The sequence below is a fragment of the Candidatus Planktophila versatilis genome (assembly GCF_002288265.1).
Lineage (GTDB): Bacteria > Actinomycetota > Actinomycetes > Nanopelagicales > Nanopelagicaceae > Planktophila > Planktophila versatilis.
The window spans coordinates 712,912-735,370 of the sequence record NZ_CP016778.1; the positions used below are offsets into that span (position 1 = coordinate 712,912).

Annotated in this window: 25 protein-coding genes; 8 read left to right on the forward strand and 17 right to left on the reverse strand. The window is 50.0% G+C overall.

What is annotated here, in order from left to right; genetic code table 11:
- Positions 1-52 precede the first annotated feature (52 nt).
- Complete coding sequence (locus tag A1sIIB76_RS03625; RefSeq protein WP_095684756.1) at positions 53-664, forward strand: LysE/ArgO family amino acid transporter; 612 nt, start codon at positions 53-55, stop codon at positions 662-664.
- Here A1sIIB76_RS03625 and A1sIIB76_RS03630 read toward each other — a convergent pair.
- Complete coding sequence (locus A1sIIB76_RS03630; RefSeq protein ID WP_125918787.1) at positions 654-1,526, reverse strand: DMT family transporter; 873 nt, start codon at positions 1,524-1,526, stop codon at positions 654-656. The two genes, A1sIIB76_RS03625 and A1sIIB76_RS03630, sit on opposite strands and share 11 nt — an antisense overlap.
- Before the next feature lie 28 nt (positions 1,527-1,554).
- Here A1sIIB76_RS03630 and A1sIIB76_RS03635 point away from each other — a divergent pair, with 28 nt between their 5' ends.
- Positions 1,555-3,042: an aldehyde dehydrogenase (NADP(+)) gene (locus A1sIIB76_RS03635; RefSeq protein WP_095684757.1), complete on the forward strand. Its 1,488-nt coding sequence runs from the start codon at positions 1,555-1,557 to the stop codon at positions 3,040-3,042.
- Here A1sIIB76_RS03635 and A1sIIB76_RS03640 read toward each other — a convergent pair.
- Genes A1sIIB76_RS03640 through A1sIIB76_RS03675 form a run of 8 tightly spaced genes read right to left on the reverse strand, consistent with a single transcriptional unit; the run spans position 3,039 to position 9,806 of the window.
- Positions 3,039-4,043 (reverse strand): proline racemase family protein, encoded by a 1,005-nt coding sequence (locus A1sIIB76_RS03640; RefSeq protein ID WP_095684758.1) that lies wholly within the window; start codon positions 4,041-4,043, stop codon positions 3,039-3,041. The two genes, A1sIIB76_RS03635 and A1sIIB76_RS03640, sit on opposite strands and share 4 nt — an antisense overlap.
- Positions 4,044-4,052: 9 nt before the next feature.
- Positions 4,053-4,946 carry a dihydrodipicolinate synthase family protein gene (locus A1sIIB76_RS03645; RefSeq protein WP_095674871.1) on the reverse strand — a complete coding sequence of 298 codons (894 nt, stop codon included), beginning with the start codon at positions 4,944-4,946 and terminating at the stop codon, positions 4,053-4,055.
- A gap of 22 nt (positions 4,947-4,968) precedes the next feature.
- The gene (locus A1sIIB76_RS03650) at positions 4,969-6,303 is read right to left on the reverse strand and encodes an FAD/NAD(P)-dependent oxidoreductase (protein ID WP_095684759.1); all 1,335 of its coding nucleotides are present in this window, start codon (positions 6,301-6,303) and stop codon (positions 4,969-4,971) included.
- On the reverse strand, positions 6,300-6,563 hold the full coding sequence (locus A1sIIB76_RS03655) for a (2Fe-2S)-binding protein (RefSeq protein WP_223298112.1): 264 nt from the start codon (positions 6,561-6,563) through the stop codon (positions 6,300-6,302). The genes A1sIIB76_RS03650 and A1sIIB76_RS03655 overlap by 4 nt, the downstream gene beginning before the upstream one ends.
- On the reverse strand, positions 6,560-7,702 hold the full coding sequence (locus tag A1sIIB76_RS03660; RefSeq protein WP_095684760.1) for an NAD(P)/FAD-dependent oxidoreductase: 1,143 nt from the start codon (positions 7,700-7,702) through the stop codon (positions 6,560-6,562). Before A1sIIB76_RS03660 ends, A1sIIB76_RS03655 begins: the two co-directional genes overlap by 4 nt.
- A gap of 4 nt (positions 7,703-7,706) precedes the next feature.
- Positions 7,707-8,111 (reverse strand): HIT family protein, encoded by a 405-nt coding sequence (locus tag A1sIIB76_RS03665; protein ID WP_095684761.1) that lies wholly within the window; start codon positions 8,109-8,111, stop codon positions 7,707-7,709.
- Positions 8,108-9,016 (reverse strand): oxygenase MpaB family protein, encoded by a 909-nt coding sequence (locus A1sIIB76_RS03670; protein ID WP_095684762.1) that lies wholly within the window; start codon positions 9,014-9,016, stop codon positions 8,108-8,110. Before A1sIIB76_RS03670 ends, A1sIIB76_RS03665 begins: the two co-directional genes overlap by 4 nt.
- A gap of 25 nt (positions 9,017-9,041) precedes the next feature.
- Positions 9,042-9,806: an alpha/beta hydrolase gene (locus tag A1sIIB76_RS03675; RefSeq protein WP_095684763.1), complete on the reverse strand. Its 765-nt coding sequence runs from the start codon at positions 9,804-9,806 to the stop codon at positions 9,042-9,044.
- Positions 9,807-9,860: 54 nt separating this feature from the next.
- On the opposite strand from A1sIIB76_RS03675, the gene A1sIIB76_RS03680 reads away from it, so the two are divergent.
- Positions 9,861-10,511, forward strand: coding sequence for an exonuclease domain-containing protein (locus A1sIIB76_RS03680; protein WP_223298113.1), 651 nt, complete (start codon positions 9,861-9,863; stop codon positions 10,509-10,511).
- Here the strand turns inward: A1sIIB76_RS03680 and trpD are convergent.
- Both trpD and A1sIIB76_RS03690 read right to left on the reverse strand, forming a co-directional pair.
- Positions 10,486-11,544 carry an anthranilate phosphoribosyltransferase gene (gene trpD / locus A1sIIB76_RS03685; RefSeq protein ID WP_095684765.1) on the reverse strand — a complete coding sequence of 353 codons (1,059 nt, stop codon included), beginning with the start codon at positions 11,542-11,544 and terminating at the stop codon, positions 10,486-10,488. The genes A1sIIB76_RS03680 and trpD overlap by 26 nt on opposite strands.
- A gap of 23 nt (positions 11,545-11,567) precedes the next feature.
- Positions 11,568-12,014, reverse strand: a complete 447-nt coding sequence (locus tag A1sIIB76_RS03690; protein ID WP_095684766.1) for a response regulator transcription factor — start codon at positions 12,012-12,014, stop codon at positions 11,568-11,570.
- A 140-nt stretch (positions 12,015-12,154) separates the two neighbouring features.
- Between A1sIIB76_RS03690 and ctaE the strand changes: the two genes are divergently transcribed.
- The 4 genes from ctaE to qcrB are packed head-to-tail and all read left to right on the forward strand — an operon-like array spanning position 12,155 to position 16,187.
- On the forward strand, positions 12,155-12,784 hold the full coding sequence (gene ctaE, locus A1sIIB76_RS03695; protein ID WP_095674880.1) for an aa3-type cytochrome oxidase subunit III: 630 nt from the start codon (positions 12,155-12,157) through the stop codon (positions 12,782-12,784).
- A 25-nt stretch (positions 12,785-12,809) separates the two neighbouring features.
- Complete coding sequence (gene qcrC / locus A1sIIB76_RS03700) at positions 12,810-13,604, forward strand: cytochrome bc1 complex diheme cytochrome c subunit (protein WP_095684767.1); 795 nt, start codon at positions 12,810-12,812, stop codon at positions 13,602-13,604.
- Between the two features lie 4 nt (positions 13,605-13,608).
- A complete protein-coding gene (qcrA, locus tag A1sIIB76_RS03705) occupies positions 13,609-14,601 on the forward strand; it encodes a cytochrome bc1 complex Rieske iron-sulfur subunit (RefSeq protein ID WP_095697045.1) in 993 nt (330 codons plus the stop codon).
- The gene (qcrB, locus tag A1sIIB76_RS03710) at positions 14,598-16,187 is read left to right on the forward strand and encodes a cytochrome bc1 complex cytochrome b subunit (RefSeq protein WP_095697046.1); all 1,590 of its coding nucleotides are present in this window, start codon (positions 14,598-14,600) and stop codon (positions 16,185-16,187) included. The genes qcrA and qcrB overlap by 4 nt, the downstream gene beginning before the upstream one ends.
- A 10-nt stretch (positions 16,188-16,197) precedes the next feature.
- Here qcrB and A1sIIB76_RS03715 read toward each other — a convergent pair whose 3' ends face one another.
- Genes A1sIIB76_RS03715 through ctaC form a run of 4 tightly spaced genes read right to left on the reverse strand, consistent with a single transcriptional unit; the run spans position 16,198 to position 19,928 of the window.
- Positions 16,198-17,061 (reverse strand): DMT family transporter, encoded by an 864-nt coding sequence (locus A1sIIB76_RS03715; RefSeq protein ID WP_095684770.1) that lies wholly within the window; start codon positions 17,059-17,061, stop codon positions 16,198-16,200.
- 31 nt (positions 17,062-17,092) lie between these two features.
- Positions 17,093-17,497, reverse strand: coding sequence for a cytochrome c oxidase subunit 4 (locus A1sIIB76_RS03720; RefSeq protein ID WP_095684771.1), 405 nt, complete (start codon positions 17,495-17,497; stop codon positions 17,093-17,095).
- Between the two features lie 2 nt (positions 17,498-17,499).
- Entirely contained in the window at positions 17,500-19,158 is a 1,659-nt protein-coding gene (gene ctaD / locus A1sIIB76_RS03725) for an aa3-type cytochrome oxidase subunit I (protein ID WP_095697047.1), read from the reverse strand.
- On the reverse strand, positions 19,155-19,928 hold the full coding sequence (ctaC, locus tag A1sIIB76_RS03730) for an aa3-type cytochrome oxidase subunit II (RefSeq protein ID WP_095697048.1): 774 nt from the start codon (positions 19,926-19,928) through the stop codon (positions 19,155-19,157). The genes ctaD and ctaC overlap by 4 nt, the downstream gene beginning before the upstream one ends.
- 22 nt (positions 19,929-19,950) lie before the next feature.
- Between ctaC and A1sIIB76_RS03735 the strand changes: the two genes are divergently transcribed.
- On the forward strand, positions 19,951-21,018 hold the full coding sequence (locus tag A1sIIB76_RS03735) for an aminotransferase class V-fold PLP-dependent enzyme (RefSeq protein WP_095697049.1): 1,068 nt from the start codon (positions 19,951-19,953) through the stop codon (positions 21,016-21,018).
- Here A1sIIB76_RS03735 and A1sIIB76_RS03740 read toward each other — a convergent pair.
- Together A1sIIB76_RS03740 and erpA are read right to left on the reverse strand one after the other, a co-directional pair.
- Entirely contained in the window at positions 21,015-21,992 is a 978-nt protein-coding gene (locus A1sIIB76_RS03740) for a carbohydrate kinase family protein (protein ID WP_095684774.1), read from the reverse strand. The two genes, A1sIIB76_RS03735 and A1sIIB76_RS03740, sit on opposite strands and share 4 nt — an antisense overlap.
- A gap of 39 nt (positions 21,993-22,031) precedes the next feature.
- Positions 22,032-22,394 (reverse strand): iron-sulfur cluster insertion protein ErpA, encoded by a 363-nt coding sequence (gene erpA, locus A1sIIB76_RS03745; RefSeq protein WP_095674890.1) that lies wholly within the window; start codon positions 22,392-22,394, stop codon positions 22,032-22,034.
- Positions 22,395-22,459: the final 65 nt, after the last annotated feature.

The following is a 22,459-nucleotide window of genomic DNA, read 5'->3' on the forward strand; positions in this document are numbered from 1 at the left end:
TTTTGATGCCCTTTTCATTGTTCCCAGATGCCAGAACGCAAAGTAGCATCTGATGGTGATTGCATTTCTCCCAGGCTTACTGACTGGCCTCTCTCTCATCATCGCCATCGGCGCCCAGAATGCTTTCGTCATCCGGCAGGGCTTAGCTAAATCCCATGTCCTACTCGTGGTGGTTATTTGCGCAGCATCCGATGCACTGCTTATCTTCCTTGGCACGGGAGGACTTGGAGCTGTTATTCAATCGCAACCGCGCGCACTTGAAATCATTCGTTGGTTCGGCGTTGCCTACCTCACCTTCTTTGGACTCAACACTCTGCGCAAGGTTTTCCGCCCCGGTGCTTTAAGTATTGAAGGCGAGACTTCAATTTCGCGCAAAGCTGCGATCGCATCTGTGCTCGGATTTACTTTTCTTAATCCTCATGTGTATCTCGATACCGTTATCTTGCTTGGAAGTATTTCAAACCAATTCCATAGCGATCGCTGGTATTTCGCACTCGGCGCCGCTATCGGCAGCATCCTCTGGTTCTCAGCACTCGGTTTTGGAGCCCGCGCTGCTTCGCGGTTTATGACAAAGCCAATCTTTTGGAAAGTGCTTGATTACATCATTGCCAATGTGATGTTTGCGGTGGCAATCTTCCTGATCTTCTACGACTTTAAGGCTTAGCCCGCGAGATATAGAGAATTCCCGCAGCAACAATTGCAATGCCAAGATAGCTCTGGAGAACAAGACTTTCGCCAATAACTACTGCGGCCAAGATGGTGGCAGTTGCAGGCTCTGCTAAGACCACGGTTGCGGCCGTACTTGAATCAATTTTCTTGAGCCCTGATGTGAAGAGAAAATACCCAATAGCTGTGGGAACGAGTCCGAGCCATAGAACTGATAGACCACCCTTAGTTGTGAGAATCCACTCTGGATTTTGGGCAAAAAGAAATGGCACGGTAATGAGCGCTGCCACACCAAATGAAGTCGCGGTCAACCAAATATCTTGCGCCCCTGCCGCTAGAGATTTTCGGCTAACAACATTAAAGACGGCAAAGCCAAACCCAGCGATTGCTGCCAAAAGAATCCCGAGTGGCTTAAATTCGGCAATACCGTTTGCTGTGCCAACTAAAATGATTCCAAGGATTGTCACCGATGTGCCCAGATACCAACTCTTAGAAGGTTTTTCTCCCATCACTAAATAGGCGACGATGGCAGAGAATGTGGGAACGCTTCCGAGTGCGGTAACGGTGGAGATCGCAATGCCGGTGATGTGAACTGCGCTAAAAAAAGTGAGTTGATAGCCCGCCACGCCAAAGCCGCAGATCAATAAGTCTCGCCTAGACATACGAATACTTCCGCGCTGTGAGCGCTGGATGTAAGCAAAGGCAAAGAGAAAGAGTGAGCCGCAGAGAAGTCTGGCGGCGCCCACAGCCAGGGGTGAAATATCTGGAACGCCTAGCTGCTGAGTAGTACCTGTGGTTCCAAAACAGAGTGCGGATCCTAGGACTGCAAGAATTCCCATCCGCCTTGTTGAGGTGTTCACCTAGAAAGAATACTCGTAAGATTCGGCCATGACATTTACCGCCGTTAAGCCAAGTGATGCATCCCCATTCGGAAGTCCTATCCATGAGAATTCAGAAGCAGAAGTCCGTGCCTTGATTTCTAAAGCACAAGAACAGGCTCACACTCTGGCTAATCTTTCACCGGCCAAGTCAGCTGCCTTACTTCGGGAAATAGCAGATGCGATTGAATCTCAGCGAGCTGCGCTCATTGAAAGTGCATGTGCTGAGACAGCCCTACCTGAAGGTCGCATCGGCGGCGAGATAACTCGCACCACAGTGCAATTCAAACTCTTTGCAGATTTTGTTGAAACTGGACGGCACTTAAGAGTTGTGATCGATAAGGCCGATGCCAACTACTCCCCTGCTCCGCGCCCAGATCTTCGCCGACAGAACCAACCACTCGGAGTCGTTGCCATCTTTGCAGCGAGTAACTTCCCACTCGCATTCTCTGTTGCTGGTGGAGATTCCGCCTCTGCCATCGCTTCCGGTAGCGCTGTGGTTGCAAAAGCCCATCCTTCACATCCAAATACCTGCGCGATTATTGAAGGTGCTGTGAAAAGCGCTCTGACTAAATCTGGTTTATCTTCCGATCTCTTTGCAATCGTGCAGGGCACAAATCCTCAAATAACCCACTGGCTTGCTGGAGATCCCCGCATCAAGGCTGTTGGATTTACCGGCTCGGAAGCAGTGGGAAGAATCCTGCTCGATATTTCAGCAAAACGGGAAGTGCCGATTCCTGTCTATGCCGAGATGGGAAGTCTTAATCCTGTCTTTGTCACATCTGCTGCAATCGGCGAACGCTCGGAAGAGTTAGCTAAAGGCTTAGTTGATTCTGCCCTCCTTGGCTCTGGCCAGTTTTGCACCAAGCCTGGACTCATCTTCATCCCTGATAACCAGAAGGAATTCCTTTCACAAATAAGTGCCCACCTAGCAACGCTGCAAGTCGGACCACTTCTCTCATCCTCAATCGCCAGCCGCTATGGCGCTGCTATCGCATCACTTGCACAAGCACCCAATGTGCAAGTCTTTTCTGCAAAAGCAACTGACAATGGTTTTGGCGTTACACCCACCATCTTCGTTACCGACTGGGCAACTGCGCAATCAACTCAGGGGTTACTAGAAGAGCACTTCGGTCCTACCACCGTGGTTATCACAGCTGCTGAAAAGGAGTTCGTGAAGATTGCTGGCGAACTGCAAGGACAGCTAACAGCCACCATTCATGGCAGTTCCTCTGATTCATTCACTGAGTTACTTTCAATCTTGGCTCAAAAAGCCGGCAGGGTTATCTGGAATGCATTTCCCACAGGCGTTGCCGTCACTGAGGCGATGCAACACGGCGGGCAATGGCCAGCATCATCAACTCACACAACGTCGGTTGGTATCGATGCCATCTATAGATTTATGCGCCCGGTCTCATATCAATCATTTGCGCAAGAGGTGCTGCCGCCAGCGCTCCAGGATGCAAATCCTTGGAAGGTTGAACAGCGAATTAACTAAACAATAAATCCGTTAGGAAATGGATCATTCTCATCTAACATCCAGGTTGATTCGCCCATAACCCAAGCACGGCCTGTAATCATCGGCACGATGGCATCGAAGTTACCGACCTTCGTGTGCTCTTTTACCCGTCCTTCAAAGTGGGAACCAATCCATGATTCATTGATTAGTACATCGCCATCGCTAAATTCACCACGAGCCACCATTTGCGCGAGCCGGGCAGAAGTTCCAGTGCCACAGGGTGAGCGATCAAACCAACCAGGATGAATTGCCATCGCATTGCGCCAATGCAGCGGGCCTTGGCCACCAGGAGTTATGAAATCGATGTGATGACAGATTGCAATATCAGGGTTTTCCGGATGGACCGGTCTATTTTGTTCGTTGATTGCATCAGAGATTTGCAAGCCCAAATCTAAGAACTTCTGGCCATTTTCGCGTGTGAATTCAATATTGACCCGCTCAATCGGAACTATGGCATAGAAGTTTCCACCATAGGCCATGTCATATTTGAGCTTACCCAGCCCTGGAACATCTACCTCTTGATCAAGTGCGTAGGAAAAAGAGGGAACATTTGTCATCGTGACATTTTTAGCTCTGCCATCTTCGATGGCGACATCAACGACGACTAAGCCAGCCGGGGTATCAAGTCGAATAGTTGTTACCGGTTCCACAATCTTTACCAGTTTTTTTTCCACCAACGCCGTTGCCACACCAATTGTTCCGTGGCCGCACATCGGAAGACAGCCGGATACCTCAATATAAATAACGCCCCAATCTGCATCAGGTCGGGTTGGTTTTTGTAATATCGCACCGCTCATAGCGCTATGGCCACGAGGTTCAAACATCAGCCATTGTCGCCAGTAATCCATATGCTCCATAAAGTGAAGACGCTTTTCAAACATAGTCGCCCCCGGAATTTCACCTATTCCGGAGGTAACAACACGAGTTGGCATGCCTTCGGTATGTGTCTCCACTGTGGTGACCGTACGAAGGCTCTTCATTTAAAAAACTCAGCGACTCTTAAAGTATGCGAGTGCTACATCCATCTCGCGACGAATCTGCTCTTGCTCATGCTTCGGTAGTGGCAATCGAGGAAGTCGTGTTGGCCCGCCATATCGACCGACATGATCCATTCCCAACTTAATCGCCTGGATAAATTCCTTCTTTGAATCCCAGTGGAAGACATCGTGCAGAGCTGCATACATCGGCGCTGCTTCGGTGAACTTGCCCGCTATCGCCAAGTTGTATAACTCCATAGATTCTTTCGGCAACGCATTAGGAAAACCAGCGATCCAGCCAGCGATGCCAGCTGTGGCAAGCTCTAGGAGCACATCATCGGCTCCAACAATGACTTCAATTCTTGGCGCAAGTCGCTTTATCTGCCAGATTCTTCGCACATCTCCGGAAAACTCCTTGATCGCAACAACCTCGGGAACTTCATCGGCAATTCTGGCGACCAGCTTTGGTGTGAGATCAACTTTTGTGTCGAACGGATTGTTATAGGCAATGATCGGCATGCCAACCACGGCGACAGCTTTGTAATGAGCGATGACTTCATCATCAGATGCCCGATAGGCATTGGGTGGAAGCAGCATGACCGCACCGGCTCCTGCCTTCTGCGCGTGCTCTGCCCACTTTCGGGACTCACTCGCACCGTATGCAGCAACACCTGGAACCACGTTGAACCCTTTAGGCGCAGCCGCGATAGCAACTTCCAACATCTTTGCTCGCTCTTCTGGGGTGAGCACTTGGTATTCACCTAGAGACCCGTTAGGAATAACACCATGAGTTCCATTTTCGGCAAGCCAAGCAACGTGCTCTGCATATTTGTCATAGTCAACAGAGAGATCGGATTTAAAAGGTGTTGCTGTGGCTGTGAGAACGCCGTTCCATGGTTTCGTCATGGGAGAAAGTTATCTCCTAACCTCATTTAATACCATCGGCTAGCGCCCCGAGTGAGATAGGAGTGGCAATCGGTCTATTGCTATAGCCAATTCGTTCAAGATCTGTGACTTCGCAGTGGGTCTGACTTGCGATAATTTCACTCACATTGCGAGAACAGATTCGACCCTGACACATCCCCATGCCGGCCCGAGTAAATAACTTAGAAGTTCTTGCGTCATTGGCTGATAGCTCTGTAACCGAGGCACAGATTTCACCGAGTGAGACCTCTTCGCAACGACAGATGTTACTTTCCGGCGCTATCCAACCCTGCCAGCCATTACCCACGGGATAACTCACTTGTAGAGCTGTCGCAAATTTCTGCGATCGATATCGAGCAAAGTGCAAGCGCAGCGGGATGGAAAGACTGAGAGCTGACAGCGCTGCGATGCGACCTTCGATCAGCGCTAAGTCAGCCCCGCCAATTCCGGTGGCTTCTCCAGCAATCCAAATATTTTTTGCCGAACTTCGCTGTTCACCGTCGACGGCAAAGATAACTGTCCCGTCACGGTCTACCACCTGCTTGCACCCGAGGATTCCACCTAATGTGACATCGGGAGTAAATCCCCATCCCGCGGCAATGACATCACAGGCAATCTCTGATTCCTTTTGCTTGATTCGCAACTCTGAATCTATCTTTGCAATAGTTGCACTTTTTCCATCAAAGGCAACTACTGCGCGACCAAAGCTCACCTTTAACTTGTACTGAGCTATTTTTCTAGCGTAATAAATCAGCTCAATTGATTTCTGTGGATTAAGTAGCAGCGCCAGTGGCGATTTAAGCCAGCGAAACGGTGAATGGGCCTCAATAATTCCGGCAACATCTGCTCCCGCAGCGGCGAGTCCGACTGCAACCGGCAAGAGAAAAGGACCTGTTCCTGTAATCAGAATCCTCTGCCCGGCAATCACGTTGTGACCTTTGAGAAGTGCTTGCGCTGCACCAGGTGTCATGACTCCTGGCCGCTCCCACCCAGTGAAAGGAATGGCGCGATCGTGGGCGCCGGTTGCAAGAATGACTTTTTCAACTGTTATTGATGATTCAATCCCAGCGGCAAGATAGTTGAGAGTAATTCCATTTTCATTGTGAACTGCGCTCCAGATCTGGGCACCACTGATGTAAGTGATCTTCTCATTTTCATGAAGAGCTCTAAAGTATTTGGCTGATCGCCCAGATTTATATCCCTCCACCTGCGACAAATGTCTCCAGTACTGCCCACCAGGACGTGGGGCCGAATCAATGACCACTACCTGCTCATTGTTCTCAGCCACTGTCATGGCAGCTGCCAGACCTGCCGGGCCAGCACCAATAATCGCAATCATTTGCTGCTCACAATCTGATCATCCTGTTGGATTTCGACCAGACATGCTCTTTGATTTGCAACACCGTTAACTACAACTACGCAATCAAAACAAACGCCAATGCCACAGAAAATCAGCCTCGGTTCGTTATGAAAGCGAGTTGTTCGCAGCTCTCGCACGCCAGATGCCATCAGCGCTGCCGCAATCGACTGACCCTGCGCACCTTCATAACTATCTCCGTTGAAGGTAAAGGAAATCTCGCCACTGAAATTGTTGCTCACAACAAGACCTCAGCAAATCTCTTCGGTGAGAAAGCAGCTGGGTCCATAAATGATGGGCGACCAAGGATGGTGTCGGTGATTAGGGCAGCCGATCCCGGTGCAAGTCCGATTCCGGCTCCTTCATGTCCGGCGGAATGCCACAATCCTTTTACTTTGTAATCTTCACCGATCAAAGGAAGATGATCTGGTGCATAAGGTCTAAAGCCGCGATAGACGCGCAGGAGTTGGACATCGCGCAAGATAGGAAAGAGCGATGTTGCCTGGGAAGCTAGCTTGCGCACGATCTCGTAATTCATGGTGGAATCAAAGCCAACTCGCTCACGACTTGCTCCAATAAGAATGGTTCCGCTGCGAGTTCCCTCTACCACCGTACTGGTCTGTAAATCGGCATCACTGCTGGCCACATTGACTACATAGTCTGAGTCATAGACCTTATGGAATATATATTGCGGGGCGGGTTCGGTTACCAAGATAAATCCACGTCTGGGTGCAACAGGTAAATGTGATCCCGCAAGAGATGCTATTTCTCCCGCCCATGTGCCAGCTGCATTGATAACAATCGGCGCCGAATACTCTCCAGTGCTCGTCTTCACACTCTTTATCGAGTCATCAGCGATAGTGAAACCAAGAACTTTGGAACGCATCACGAGCTCTCCACCTCGGGCAATCACGCTCTGAATAATGCGAGCCGCAGCAAGCATTGGTTGGCACTGAGCGTCCTGCGGATAGAAAACTCCTGATGAGAGTTCTGGATGCAGATACGGTTCCAGTTCATGAAGCCGCTTGGAATCAAGCTTTTCAGTGACAACGCCATGCTCTGACTGAGATCGCGCCAGCGCCATCAGCTGTGAATCATCTGATCGTGCTACCACCACACCGCCCTTGGCTTCTAACTCAAAGGAATCTCCGACATCTTCTTGCATCTCAAACCAAAGATCACGAGATCTCAGCGCAAGAGTGAGCTCAGGACCAGGATCTTTATCTGAAACAAGAATGTTTCCTTCACCTGCTCCAGTTGTTCCACTAGCTACCGTGCCCCGGTCGATGATCAATACTTTGAAACCAGCATTAGTGAGCGATAGCGCAGCGCACGCACCAACGATTCCAGCACCGATAACAATTGCATCTGGGTTCTTCATCTACTCAACCCAAGATTTCTCTATGCACAGCAGCAAGATCGCCATCTGTGGCCGCTGTGATATCCCACGGCTTATGTAGTCCGTCGTTATCCCAACGCGGAATGACGTGCATGTGTAGATGAAAGACAGTTTGCCAGCCGGCTTCCCGATTCATCTGAAAGATGGTCATTCCTTCTGAACCCAACTTCCTCTGGAGTAAATCAGCTACCTCTTTAGTGGCAGCAGCTACTGCGCCATAGCTCTGCGCGTCAATCTCGTGAATATCTGTGAAATGCTGCTTAGGAATCACCAACGTGTGCCCCTTAGCAGCAGGGAAGATATCGAGGAAGGCATAGCAATTATCGTTTTCAAAGACTTTTCGCGATGGCACTACACCTTCAACAATCTTGCAGAAGAGACAATCGCTCATGCGGCTAACTCTATTCTTTTGATTCGCTCACGAGCAATCCTTTGTGAAGGAGATTCATGGCCAAGCATGTAGGAGAGAAAATCAAGTAAAACCCGGCTTACCTTCAGCCAGCTCTTGGATTTTAGCTTCAGCCCCAAGACGGTGAGAAATGGTTCATCGATTGTGGCAATGGCTGCATTGCGCAAGATCGCATAGAAGAAGAGTCCTCCCTTGCTAAATGGAGGCGCGAGAATAAATCGCACGATTGGTGGCGTCATCGCGATAGCTGCAACTTCATCCTTAACAAACCTTGCAATCTCAGCATCTAATTCGTACATGGACTGTGGGGCAGAGTTAAGCCCTAACGGTTTGGCACTCTGTGACCACTCGCGGATGTATTGATCACCTATGCCATCTGTGTCGTAGCCGAGTTCTTGGTACGTGCGCAAGAAGGAATCAGTAAAGGCGCAGTGCACCCACAGTAAATATCTAGGGTCACTTGCCGCATAAGGTCGGACTTCGTTCTTGCCATCCGGGTAATTGCCTACAACCCGCTTATGAATTTCATTCACTCTCCCGGCTTCGCGTTCTATAGCTTCGGTCGAGCCAAAGGACGTAATAGTGAGCCAACGAGTAGTGCGCTCAAGGCGTCCTAATGGATCAGAGTCATACTGTGAATGTTCTGCCACACCTGTGAGTGCAGCTGGATGAGCTGCCTGCATCAGTAACGCTCTGATGCCACCTACGATTGTTGAAATACAACCGTGTACTTGCCACACCGCACTGTTCGGTCCGAAGTAGCCGATGTCATCACCGATTGCCATCTGCGCAGACCACGCAGGTGCACCGCTGGCATCCCCGGAGACTGTCTTTCTAAAGGAGTCTGCCGCGCGCTTTCCACCGAGGAGGGCGACAATTTTATGCACGATGAAAGTTTAACAAAGATGAGAATTAATGCGATTCGATAAATATCCGAGAGTTTTCAAAGATGATTTCGGCATCATAATCAAGCGGGGCAACGTGATAGCTATTAACCAACTCAATTCTGCTCTTCTCACGTGAGGCTATACCTTTAAGAATAATCTCGGTGTTAGAGACTGGAAGGGTGTGGTCTTCGGTGCTGTGAAAGAGCTGAACTGGCAAGGTGACATTGGGTAATTGCTTGCGAGTGACGCTGCACATCTTCAGTAGTTCATAGACGCCCACAATGGCATTGGCGTCATAGCCGGCTTCGGTCACTCCTGGGCGCTTGAGGTCATCACCGATAGCCGAGCGAAACTTTTGAAAACGACTCAGCAGCCAAGCCAATTGTGCGGGCACAAACCTGATGTGGATCATGGGATTAACCAAAATCAAACCCGCAAGTTCCTGTGAGTAGCGCGCTGCAATATTTAAAGAAGTGGTTCCCCCCATCGAAAACCCAACAAGAAAAACTTTCTCACAACTGCCCAGCAATGACTGTAATTCACTCTCCGCCTTCGCTGGCCATTCTTGCCACTTCACTTGGTTCAGATCTTCGACTTTTGTGCCATGGCCCGGAAGTAACGGAACGTTGACGGTGTATCCGTGGGAGTTGAGATATTCAGCCCATGGACGCATCGAGGCCGGAGAGCCAGTAAAACCATGAACCAGAAGAACGCCGATCTTTGCATTGGCCCCGTGTCCTACCGCCTGCCAATCACGCAATAACTCAATCGGAACGCCGTGGATGCTCATATCGAAAATGGTATGGCGTAAGCAATGTCAGGGCAATCACATACAGTTCGTTGCGTGAGCGACAATTCCTGGCAATCAACGTTGCAAGATCTTGGTCGTCCCCTGCTGGAAACAACATTTGCTGTCATTGATTTAGAGACCACTGGTGCTGGCCCGCATATCGGCGCTGCTATTACCGAAATTGGCGCGGTCAAAGTTAAGGCAGGTAAAACTCTTGGTGAATTTGAAACCTTCATCAATCCTGGTCATCCCATCCCTGACTACATCCAAGAGCTCACCGGCATCAACGACTCCATGGTTCATCAGGCTCCCTCAATATCTACTGTTCTGCCCTCACTCTTTGAATTTCTCGGTTCGCATCAAGAGACGGTACTCGTTGCGCAGAATGCCCCCTTTGATCTCGCCTTTCTTAAGCACTACGCGCGAGTGCACGATTTCCCATGGCCGGCATTTACTGTCCTTGATACTGCGATCATCGCTCGTAAAGTTCTTACTCGGGATGAAGTGCCGAACTGTAAGTTGGGAACTCTTGCTACCTTCTTTGGAACCCAGACCACTCCTAACCATCGCGCACTTGATGATGCCCGGGCAACAGTTGATGTATTACACGGATTAATTGAGCGCCTTGGCTCCTTCGATATCTACACTTTGGAAGAACTTCACAACTTTGGTAAGAAAGTTAAGAAGCTGAAATCTGGGAAGTAAGCGTCGCCCATTTCTTGAGTAACGCACTAGCTGCTCCAGAATCGACAGCTTCAGTAGCACGCGAAAGCCCAGCGGTGAGTCGCTGCTTAACATCCGAATTTAAGTCGCCTTCGAAAGCGGCAATGGCTGCGGCGGCATTAAGTAGAACCGCATCACGGGGTGCGCCCCGTTCACCTGCAAGAATGGCAAGGCTGATGCGTGCATTCTCGGCTGGATCTCCCCCAACAATGGCTGATAGCGGTGCATTGGAGAGACCAAAATCTTTTGCATCAATTCGATCACTTGTGACGACATCTTTCCCAATAGAGAGAATGGTCGTTGTTGTCGCTAACGTAATTTCATCAAGCCCATCATCGCCGCGAAAGACAAAACCATCGCAGCCTTTGGCAGCCAATACTTGCGCCATCACTAAATGCATCCGTTCATTGGCAACACCCACAGCTGCTGCCTTTGGCTTGGCCGGGTTAGCCAGTGGTCCCAAAATATTAAAGACTGTTGAAACGCCAAGTTCTTTTCGAGCTGGTGCAGCAAATCGCATAGCGGCATGAAAAATCGGAGCGAAGCAGAAACCAATGCCTAGCTCCCGCACTGTGCGCTCCACACCTTTGCCATCAAGGCCCGGTACTACACCTAAGGCTTCCAGGAAATCAGAGGCACCAGATTTGGATGAGACAGCGCGATTGCCATGTTTAACTACTCGAGCACCAGCTGCGGCGGCGATGATTGCCGCGGTTGTTGAAATGTTGATCGTGTGTGCGCCATCTCCGCCAGTTCCCACGGTGTCGACTGCGCGTTCTGTGATATTGATGGGCGCTGCGTGTGCATACATCTCGGCAACGAGTGCTCCTACTTCATCAGCGGTTTCACCCTTGGCTTTAAGCGCGAGCAGAAAGCTCTTAATAGATTCCACATCAGCGCTTCCACTCAATATTTCACGCATCACAAACCGAATTTGCTCCGGTTCTAAATCTCTTCCCGCGTTGAGGATTTCTATATTCGCAGAAAAACTTCCATCAGCAAGTGATGAGCTCATGGCGAATTCGTTCCCCGTCTTGTCTAAAGCGTGGAAAGTGCAGTTGTGCGAGTACGAAGTAGATCTGCGACCGTGGCCGAAAGTGTGAATGGATCAATCGGGTGCAGCACATTTGCCTCTGCCCGAGACCACGCTGCCAGCCAGGCATCAGCTTTGCGGCCAGTGATAACCAATACTGGTGGGCAATTGAAAACCTCATCTTTAAGTTGGCGCGCTATTCCAAGGCCGCCTTCCGGAACAGATTCTGCGTCGAGAATGAATAAATCAATTGGCTTATCGGATCCTGGCTTCTTGCCATCGACAAAGAGTCGAAGTGCTGCCCCAGTGGCGAATTCGTGAATCACGTGCTCGGCCATCTCTGGCGCTACTCGGTTTCCCAGGGCGCCAATTATCGCTTGCCTCACAGATGAATCATCCGAATACAAAACAATGGAGTATTTACGCTCTTTACTACCGTGGGACTCGGACATGAGCGAAGTCTATTCTGGATAATCCGGATGTCGACTCTCATTTTTTGGTGACCCTTTTCACCTATTTCCAAGGGCAAATCGGGCCTCCGGGCGGGGGCTTAAATAGGTCAGTTCGCACCTTTTCGGGAATAATGGCGCCCATGACTAGCACTAGCGTGAGCTCGCACCACAAGATAACCCGCCCTAACTTGGTGGCGGTCGGAACGATTGTGTGGCTGTCCAGTGAGCTGATGTTTTTTGCCGCACTCTTTGCAATGTATTTCACAACGCGCGCTGTGCAAGGCCCAACTATCTGGCTTGAATCTACTGAAGTTCTCAATATTCCATTTGCAGCCTTTAACACCACGGTACTAGTTCTCTCTTCTGTCACCTGTCAGTTCGGTGTCTTCGCTGCAGAGCGCTACCAAGCAAGACGCACCGGATCACTTTTCAAATTCACCGAATGGGGAATGCGCGAATGGTTCTCACTCACATTTCTTATGGGTGGCTTCTTCGTCGCTGGGCAGATTTATGAGTACGCACACCTTGTTCTCGAAGGACTCACTCTTTCATCCAATGCCTACGGTTCGGTTTTCTACCTCGCAACTGGGTTCCACGGTCTGCACGTAACAGGTGGTCTCATCGCATTCCTGATCGTCATGGTTCGCGTTGCTAAAGCTCGACGATTTACCCAAGGTCAAGCAACAACTGCGATTGTGGTTTCCTACTACTGGCACTTCGTAGACGTTGTTTGGATTGCTCTCTTCTCTGCTATCTACCTCATCAAATGATTAAGTACGAATTGAAAGGAACACTGTGAAGCGTCTTTCTCGGCTACGTAGACATCGAGCGACAGGTCCAATCCTGCTGATCTTTGCGCTCTTCACCATTGGCACAACCTTCCAAGTTGCCAGCGCCGTCGATGCCGAACAAACGACAACAATCGCAGCCCGCTCTGCTGCTATCGATGAAGGTCGTGAGATTTTCCTTAAGGGCTGTTCTTCTTGCCACGGACTTAACGCAGAAGGCGGCGAGATCGCTCCTTCTCTGATTGGAGTTGGCGCAGCATCGGTAGATTTCCAGGTAGCAACAGGGCGCATGCCGATGGGAGATATGAGCGTCCAAGCGATGCGAAAGACTCCGGTGTATAACGCCGAAGAGGTCTATGCACTTGCCATGTATGTCGCATCCCTCGCCCCCGGACCAGAAATTCCAACCGAGGAAATGTTGAACTACGAACGCGATGGTTCTACTGCTGAAGGTGGCGAACTATTTAGAACTAACTGCGCAATGTGTCACAACTTCGCCGGGCAAGGTGGCGCACTTACCCAAGGTAAATATGCACCCACTGTCATGGGTGTTACACCTCGACATATTTATGAGGCAATGATTACCGGTCCGCAATCAATGCCAGTATTTAGCGATAAGACGATTACCCCTGAAGAAAAACTCTCCATGATTAAGTGGATCAAGGCCGCCGAAGCAGAACCTCAGTTGGGCGGAGCCGCACTCGGTCGTGTTGGTCCAGTTACTGAAGGACTACTTGTGTGGACACTTGGAATCGGACTGCTTATTGGTGTTGCAGTCTGGTTAGCAGCGAAGGCGAGATAGATAGATGTCTAACGAGATAGAACTCATCAAAGATCCAGGTCTGCCAGCACATGTTCATCGCCGCGCAGATACTGACCCAAAGGCTGCTGTTCGTGCCGAGCGTCAGGTAGCAACGCTCTTTATTCTCTCCGCCCTCGGAACTGTCCTCCTTGTTTACTCATATCTCTTCGTCGATGAAGACATTTTCTTCTTCATTCCAGTTCTAGGAAATACCAATGCTCACCAGCTTGGTCTGGGAATGGGAATGGCTATCGCGCTCTTCTGTATTGGTGCAGGTTTGATTCACTGGGCCAAGACACTGATGCCTGATGAAGAAGTCATTGCCCAGCGTCATGAATTTAAATCTGAAGATGAAGACCGGGAAGATTTTGTTAAGACCGTTAAAGCTGGCGCCGCCGCCGCCGGTCTTGGTCGCAGACCACTGATTAAACGCACACTAGGCGCAGCCCTTGGTCTCTCTGCTATCTCACCGGTGCTACTACTAGGTGACCTCGGTCCACTACCTGGAAACAAACTTAAGACAACATCATGGAAGAAGGGCACTCGCCTGGTTACTGATCCAGGTGATCGCCCGCTACGTCCGGAAGATTTGGAAGTAGGCGCAGTAGCTCAAACACTCCCTGAGATAGCACCTGGCGAGCACCGATCTTTAAATGACATTGGAAAAGATGCGGTGCTACTTATCCGTCTTCGCCCGGAAGAATTCAATCTCGATGCCGAACGACTTTCCTGGACCTATGAGGGAATTATTGCCTTCTCAAAGATCTGTTCTCATATGGGATGCGCGGTTGCCCTCTATGAGCAGCAGACAAAGCATCTGCTCTGTCCATGTCACCAATCAACATTCGATGTGACTCGCGCAGCCAAGGTCATCTTCGGACCTTCAGCTCGCCCTCTTCCACAGTTGCCAATTACAATTGATGCTGAGGGTTACCTCGTGGCACAAGCACCATTTAATGAACCCGTCGGACCTAGTTTCTGGGAGCGCTCAAGATGACAGCACGCGAAAGAATCGCCGGTAACGTCGCAGGATATGTAGATGATCGCACAGGTGCGGCCAAGTGGATGAAGAAGAATCTCACCAAAGTCTTCCCCGACCACTGGTCATTCTTGCTCGGTGAAATCTGTCTCTACTCTTTCGTCATTCTGCTTCTCTCCGGAACTTTCCTTACATTTTGGTTTGATCCATCAATGCGCGAAGTCGTCTATGAGGGTTCCTACGAACCGTTGCAAGGCTTAGAGATGTCAGCCGCCTACGCATCTACTCTTGATATTTCATTTGAAGTTCGTGGCGGATTACTCATGCGCCAGATTCACCACTGGGCCGCACTCATATTTATGGTGGGAATAGTCGTGCACTTGATGCGCGTCTACTTCACCGGCGCATTCCGTAAGCCTCGTGAATTTAACTGGATTATCGGAGTTGGACTTCTCACTCTTGGAATCGTGGAAGGCTTCTTGGGATACTCACTTCCCGATGATCTTCTCTCCGGAACTGGTATCCGCATCGCGGAAGCAATTATTCAAGCTCTTCCTGTAGTTGGTTCCTACCTTGCCTTCTTCGCCTTCGGCGGCGAATTTCCGGGTGTCGCTTTCATCCCACGTATCTATACCGTGCACGTGCTCTTGCTTCCAGGAATCTTCCTGGCACTCATCACTGTTCACTTAATGCTTGTTTGGTACCAGAAGCACACCCAGTTCCCAGGCCCAGGTCGCACCGAGAAGAACGTTGTTGGTTATCCACTGATGCCGGTCTATATGGCTAAAGCTGGCGGATTCTTCTTCATTGTCTTTGGCGTTACCGCTTTTCTTGGCGCGGTCGCATCGATTAACCCCATCTGGTTATACGGTCCATACACGCCAGGACAAGTCTCGGCCGGCTCCCAACCTGATTGGTATATGGGTTGGCTAGATGGTTTGGTTCGTATGGCTCCCCCACTTGAAACAGTCACCTTCGGATACACCACCTCTTGGAACATTTTGATTCCTGGACTTATCTTGCCCGGCATCATGTTCACCGCCCTAGCGCTCTATCCATTTATTGAGAGCTGGGCAACTGGAGATAAGCGCGAGCATCATCTGCTTGATCGCCCGCGTAATGCACCTACTCGCACCGCAATCGGTGCGATGGCGCTGACATTCACACTTGTCACACTTCTCAATGGCGGTAACGACATTATTGCCACAACATTTGATCTCACCATTAATCAGATGATGTGGTTCTCTCGCATTGGTGTCATTGTCTTGCCGCCTCTTGCATATGTAATTACCAAGCGCCTATGTCTTTCACTACAGCGCGCTGATCGCGATCTCGTTCTGCACGGGCGCGAGACCGGACGCCTGGTTCGCATGCCAAATGGTGAATTCACTGAAATTCATGAGCCAATCTCACCTGAAAAGGCTTGGCTGCTTACCTCTCATGAACAACTAGCACCACTTGAACTTCCGGAGCTAGATGGCGGTGGAGTTCGCAGACCAGGGGCAATCAAGAACAAGATTCGTAATCGAATCTCACGCTCGATGGCTACTGCAGTTCCTAAGGCAACTGAGTCAGAGCGCAAAGAACTCGAAGGTCATCACTAGTGAGTAAGAACTAGTTCTGTAGAACTAAGGCAACGCCCAGTGTGGTCATGGCGATTCCGATGAACCCCAGGGCGTTGATCTTTTCCCCAAAGAGAATATATGTCTCTAGCACTGCAATCGGTGGCACGAGATAGAACAAGGATGAGACCTTCGCAGCCGAACCGCGATTGAGAAGCCAGAAGAGCAAGAGCACTGCCGCAATTGATGTGACAAGCACCGCCCAGAGCATTGCAAATAAGCCGGTCTGCGTGAGGTGGAATTCAGTCTTACCTAGCGCAACAGAGAGAATCAGCAGAACTACGCCAGAGATTGCGAACTGATAGGTGGTACCAATTAAAAGCGGAATTGCGTGACCAATTTTCTTCTGCATCAAGGTCGCAACCGTGCTTCCCAAGAGTGCTAGGACCAGTAGCCCGAGTGATGTTGTCGTAAAGTGCGATGTGCCAGAGAGCTTTGGTAAGACGACAAGAAAGACTCCGATGAATCCCAGTACTAAACCGACTACCTGCTTTCTAGTTAAGGGTTCACTCAATAATCGAATGGCGATCAGGGAGACCAGCACCGGCTGCATACTTGTAATCACTGAAGATAGGCCTGCTGGTGCTCCCAAGCTGATTGCATACCAAACTCCCGCTAAATACATACCGTGAAGAGTGATGCCAATTGCTAGTGAGGCGAGAACATCACTCCGGGAGAGCTTTAACGGGGCTCGAAAAATAAACGCCAGCAGCAGCAGAATGAGTGCGGCTAGAAGTAATCTGATTGCGAGAAAATAGAGCGGATCCCCTGATGAAAATGCATACTTTGAAACTGGAAAGCCTGAGCTCCAGATCAGGACGAAGATCCAGGGCGCGAGTGCTACCAGCTTTCGCACAATATCCTTGCGGCAGCTTCGCTAGTGATTCTTAGTGGCTGCTACTGGTCAGTGGCTTTTCGTACTCAGTGACCATGCCGATGATGCTGATAATGAGCGCACCTAGCGCAATCAGGGTGAGCCACCAGCCGATAATCAGACCAAGACCCATGGCAGTTGCACTTAGCGCAACCGGAAGTGGCCACCATGAGTGCGGGCTATAGAAACCAAGTTCACCGGCATCATCTGCAATTTCAGCATCGACATTATCTGAAGGAATATCAAAGCCAATTCGCTTCTGCGTGAACCAGATATAGAAGCCGACCATGCCCGCTAAACATGCTGCCAGGATCATGCCGGTAATACCAACGGCTTCACCACCGACGTAGTAATAAACCACCGACATGATCACATAGAAAATAGAGAGTCCGGTAAAGAGCTGCCAATTAGCCTTCATGCTTAGTGACCTTCTGTCTTAATGTGAGGGTGGTGTAAATCAAATGCTGGTCGCTCAGAGCGAATGCGTGGCATCGAGGTGAAGTTATGGCGTGGTGGTGGACACGATGTTGCCCACTCAAGGGAGGAGCCATAGCCCCAAGGATCATCGACTTCAACCTTTGGTGAAATGCGAGTAATCCAAACATTGACGAAGAACGGAATCATGGAAAGAGCCAGCAAGAATGAACCAACCGTTGAAATCATATTCATCTCGGTAAAGCCATCGGTTGCTAAGTAGTCGGCATAGCGACGAGGGAAGCCCTTAATACCTAACCAGTGCTGAATCAGGAAGGTGAGGTGAAAGCCAAAGAAGAGAGTCCAGAAGTGAATCTTGCCTAGTCGTTCATTGAGCATGCGTCCGGTCATCTTTGGCCACCAGAAGTAGAAGCCAGCGAACATGGCAAAGACCACAGTTCCAAATAAGACATAGTGGAAGTGCGCAACCACGAAGTAAGAAGCAGAGACAGCGAAATCAAGTGGTGGTGAGGCCAAGATAATTCCGGTGATTCCGCCGAAGAGGAATGTGACGAGGAATCCCATGACCCAGAGCATCGGTGTTTCAAAGGTGACATGGCCGCGCCACATGGTTCCGATCCAGTTAAAGAACTTCACACCGGTGGGAACACCGATAAGAAATGTCATAAAGGAGAAGAAGGGCAAGAGCACTTTTCCACTAGCAAACATGTGGTGCGCCCACACTGCAACCGAGAGCGCTGAAATAGCGATGGTTGCGGCAATCAAACCTTTGTAACCAAAGATTGGCTTACGACTAAAGACCGGCAAGATTTCAGTTGCGATTCCAAAGAATGGCAGCGCCAAGATATAGACCTCAGGATGACCAAAGAACCAGAACAAGTGCTGCCATAACATGGCTCCACCGTTTGCCGGATCAAAGATATGTGTTCCATAGAGTCGATCTGATTCAAGTCCAAAGAGCGCTGCGGCCAATGGTGGGAAGGCCAGCAGAACGAGAATTGAAGTTAAGAGGACGTTCCAAGAGAAGATGGACATGCGGAACATCGTCATTCCAGGTGCGCGCATCGTAAAGATTGTTGTAATGAAGTTAACGCCGCCCAGGATTGTGCCAAGGCCGGAGATAGCAAGACCCATTACCCAGAGGTCGCCACCAATTCCAGGAGAGTATGTTGAGTTAGCAAGAGGTGCGTAGGCAGTCCAACCAAATGATGCCGCTCCCCCGGGAGTTAAGAAACCGGCAACGGCTTGAATTGAACCAAAGAGAAAGAGCCAATAAGAGAGCATATTAAGACGAGGGAAGGCAACATCTGCCGCTCCGATTTGTAGCGGCATGATGACGTTTGCAAAACCAACAAAGAGCGGTGTGGCAAACATCAGCAACATGATCGTTCCGTGCATGGTGAAGATCTGGTTGTACTGCTCAACGCTAATGAACTGCATTCCTGGGCGAGCAAGCTCGATGCGGATGAGAAGTGCTAGAACTCCGGCAAAGAGGAACCAGAAGAATGATGTTGCTAGGTAGAGATAACCAATGCGCTTGTGATCCGTTGAGGTGATTGTCTTTACGAACTGAGAGCCTAAAGATGTCTTTTGGACTCCCTGGCGCGGAGCTGCAATCGTTGGACGTTCTGCATACGTGGTCATGCTGCGCTCGCCTTCAGTGAGTCAAGATACTTCTGATAATTCTCTGGTGAAACTACCTTCACCTTAAAGAGCATTTGTGAATGGTTTCGCCCGCACAAGATGTTGCATCGACCTGGGAATTCACCAATCTTGTTGGCAGTAAATTGCAAGTGGTTCGTCTCTCCCGGCAAGTTCTGCATCTGGATCATGAATGCTGGAATCCAGAAACCATGCACTACATCGTTGGCATTTAAAGTAAAGCGCACGCTCTCACCCTTTGGAAGATAGAGAGTCGGTGGTTGTGCCGGTGTGCCGGTAACAACTGCGTCCTCGCCTGCTTCTGGGTATGAGAACTGCCAAGACCATTGGAAGCCATCAACTGAAATCTCATGCTTGACCGGCGTTGTCTTATCAACGATCTTATTTTCTTTTATGACGGTGAAGTAGAAGAGCACTGCCACGATAATGAAGGGAATAACGGTGTAAAGAATTTCAACTGGAACGTTGTATTGGGTCTGCTTCGGAAATTCACCTTTACTGGCGTTAGCTCTATGAAAAACAGCTGGCCAAAGAATCAAAATCAAAGTGAAGACTCCTACAACTCCGGCGGCAATCCATGAGCCCTGCCAGAGCGAGAGTGAAATGTCATTGACGCTAGAGACTCCCTTAGGAAAGCCCATTCCAGAAACATTGTTGAGATCAAATGAGCAACCGCTGAGGAGAAATAGCGCCGGGAGAATTGCTGCCGCTACTCGGAGTGGGCGCCAGTTGCGTGGTGCGTCTAAAGACATGGGTTAAGGATAGTGGCGAGAAGTGCATGCGCCCATTCGAGGCAGTAGCGTTCATCCGGTGGTACGTGTCACAGGAAACTTCACATCAGAGTCACCTCTAGCCGAGGTAGTTCGTAGCGCCCTGCTGGCCGCCTTTGACCAAGGATGGGCTGATCCGAAGAAACTTTCGCAGTCATCGGCCCGAGCGGCAATTCTGGGAAATCAAGCGCTGGAAAATATCGCTGCGAAATTGAAGGTGCCGGCAGATTCCTTGGAAGTCCTTGGGGAGCCTGCTCTGGGCCATTACTTGGCTATCGCAGGCCTGCTTCGAGATGACCTCACCTTTGCATACTCGGCTACCGACAAAGGAAAAATCAGAGCGATAGCACGATCTCATCGTGGAGCCATTACGGAATTACAGGTCGATGATCAGGGAGCGATTAACTCTGCTCAAATTCCACAGAATTCAGTGCTCTCATTGCAATTAGCTAATGGTGAAACTGGCATTGTGCAGGACTCACAGAGACTTGCAGGGCTATCGAATTTCGTAGCCGTCGATGCAACATCTTCTGGCCCCAGAATTGCCCTACCTGATCATTGGGATACCGCACTCTTTGATGCCCGTTCTTGGTATGGCCCTGGCGGGTTAGCAATTCTTGCGATCAAGAACAAAACCCAATTCGCATATCCGCTGCCTCATATTGCTCCAATCAAATCACCCGGAACATTTTCGCTGCCCTTGCTGATAGCCGCATCAGTTGCACTGACAAACTTCACTCCCGAAGAGGCCACACTTCGTGAGTTCGCAATTTCTGAATTAGCTACAATTCCTGGTGTGCGCGTGGTCGCCCCACAAGCACCTGCTACTACTAACGTTTTCTCCATCATCGTCGCTGGCTTTAATGGAGAGCATTTGGTGCGCGAGCTAGCTGCGCGCTCACTTGATGTGGATTCAGGTTCTGCCTGCTCCCCCGCAGATCTACAGCCGAGCCACGTATTGGCAGCAATGGGTTATCCGACCGATGGACATCTGCTCATCACTCTAAAAAATGGGATGACTCGCGCTGATGTTCAAGCTTTAGTAAGCGCGATTTCTGAGATTACTTCTTAAGCGGGAAGGTGGCTGGCAATTTCACTCGCTGCCTGATCACCGTAGGCCTCGGTAAAGCGAGTGAGAAATTCAGCGCTCGTAAATCGATATTCCTGAGTACCAGTAGTTTCAATCACATAGGTAGCAATCATTGAACCAAGTTGGGCGCACCGCTCATGCGATAGTCCCCACGCAAGCCCGGCAACGAAGCCAGATCTAAAGGAATCACCGACACCTGTTGGATCCACTTTTGCCTTCTCTTTGGCGCATCCAACTTTAATGAATGTTCCATCGATACTTTCAACCCGTGCACCATCTGAGCCCAATGTGACAATCCGATATTTCACTCGCTGCAGAATTTCGTGATCACTCCACCCAGTCTTTTGAATAGCAAGTGCCAACTCATATTCATTCATAAATAGGTAGGTAGCGCCATCGATAAGTTTCTTGATTTCTTCGCCGTTCATGCGCGCCATCTGCTGAGAAGGATCAGCTGCCACCGCGATTCCCATCGCAATTGCCACCTCGGTATGGCGCAGCATCGCCTCCGGATCATCTGGGGAAACAACCAGGATGTCGAGCTTTCCTACCTTGTCGATGATTGGCTTTAGCTCAATGTTGCGAGCCTCTGACATGGCACCCGGGAAAAATGATGCAATCTGGTTTAACTCGGTATCAGTTGTGACTGTGAAGTGGGCGGTGTGTTGCTCGGTGGAGACGAGGGCGTGTGATGTGTCCACGCCATGGCGTGTGAGCCAGGCATCGTAATCAGCGAAATCTTTACCTACCGCAGCAATCAAGATTGGGTTAAGTCCCAGAACTCCAAGGCCGAAAGCGATATTGGCGGCGCATCCCCCGCGACGGACATCTAGACCATCGACAAGGAATGAGAGCGAGACTTTTTCAAGAGAACCGGCGACCAGTGAATCTGTGAACTTGCCCGGAAAGGTCATCAGGTGATCTAGCCCAACAGAACCTGCAACGCCAATTTTCATGGGCGCAATCTATCGAGAGATTCTCAGTAAAAGGTGGGGTTAGTTAAATGAATCGCCGCATGCGCATGAACCTTGCGCATTTGGATTATCAATGGTGAAGCCCTGCTTTTCGATGGTGTCTACAAAATCAATTGAGGCGCCCATCAAATATGGATCACTCATCTTGTCTACGACAACTTTGACGCTACCGAATTCACGTGCGATATCGCCATCTTGTGCGCGGTCATCGAAGTAGAGCTGGTACTTAAGACCAGAGCAGCCACCTGGTTGCACTGCCACACGAAGATAGAGGTCATCGCGACCTTCTTGAGCTAAAAGGGCTGAAACCTTTGCGGCCGCGACATCAGTAAGTGTGATGCCAGTTGTAAGCTCGACAGGAGTTGAAGTCATTTCAGTAGTCATGTGGCTAAGAATACTCGCGCCGGGTTGCCGTGGCGAACCGAAAGAGATGACAATGCTCCCGTGTC

Bases quoted from the DNA above. Each gene is read 5' to 3' on its own strand.
- A1sIIB76_RS03675 (WP_095684763.1), bottom strand. From the start codon at position 9,806: ATGAGCATCCACGGCGTTCCGATTGAGTTATTGCGTGATTGGCAGGCG.
- A1sIIB76_RS03635 (WP_095684757.1), top strand. From the start codon at position 1,555: ATGACATTTACCGCCGTTAAGCCAAGTGATGCATCCCCATTCGGAAGT.
- ctaE (WP_095674880.1), top strand. From the start codon at position 12,155: ATGACTAGCACTAGCGTGAGCTCGCACCACAAGATAACCCGCCCTAAC.
- A1sIIB76_RS03665 (WP_095684761.1), bottom strand. From the start codon at position 8,111: ATGAGCGATTGTCTCTTCTGCAAGATTGTTGAAGGTGTAGTGCCATCG.
- A1sIIB76_RS03625 (WP_095684756.1), top strand. From the start codon at position 53: ATGGTGATTGCATTTCTCCCAGGCTTACTGACTGGCCTCTCTCTCATC.
- A1sIIB76_RS03650 (WP_095684759.1), bottom strand. From the start codon at position 6,303: ATGATTGCGATTATTGGTGCTGGCCCGGCAGGTCTGGCAGCTGCCATG.
- A1sIIB76_RS03640 (WP_095684758.1), bottom strand. From the start codon at position 4,043: ATGAAGAGCCTTCGTACGGTCACCACAGTGGAGACACATACCGAAGGC.
- A1sIIB76_RS03660 (WP_095684760.1), bottom strand. From the start codon at position 7,702: ATGAAGAACCCAGATGCAATTGTTATCGGTGCTGGAATCGTTGGTGCG.
- ctaC (WP_095697048.1), bottom strand. From the start codon at position 19,928: ATGTCTTTAGACGCACCACGCAACTGGCGCCCACTCCGAGTAGCGGCA.
- qcrB (WP_095697046.1), top strand. From the start codon at position 14,598: ATGACAGCACGCGAAAGAATCGCCGGTAACGTCGCAGGATATGTAGAT.
- erpA (WP_095674890.1), bottom strand. From the start codon at position 22,394: ATGACTACTGAAATGACTTCAACTCCTGTCGAGCTTACAACTGGCATC.
- A1sIIB76_RS03690 (WP_095684766.1), bottom strand. From the start codon at position 12,014: ATGTCCGAGTCCCACGGTAGTAAAGAGCGTAAATACTCCATTGTTTTG.
- ctaD (WP_095697047.1), bottom strand. From the start codon at position 19,158: ATGACCACGTATGCAGAACGTCCAACGATTGCAGCTCCGCGCCAGGGA.
- qcrA (WP_095697045.1), top strand. From the start codon at position 13,609: ATGTCTAACGAGATAGAACTCATCAAAGATCCAGGTCTGCCAGCACAT.
- A1sIIB76_RS03720 (WP_095684771.1), bottom strand. From the start codon at position 17,497: ATGAAGGCTAATTGGCAGCTCTTTACCGGACTCTCTATTTTCTATGTG.
- trpD (WP_095684765.1), bottom strand. From the start codon at position 11,544: ATGAGCTCATCACTTGCTGATGGAAGTTTTTCTGCGAATATAGAAATC.
- A1sIIB76_RS03740 (WP_095684774.1), bottom strand. From the start codon at position 21,992: ATGAAAATTGGCGTTGCAGGTTCTGTTGGGCTAGATCACCTGATGACC.
- A1sIIB76_RS03645 (WP_095674871.1), bottom strand. From the start codon at position 4,946: ATGACGAAACCATGGAACGGCGTTCTCACAGCCACAGCAACACCTTTT.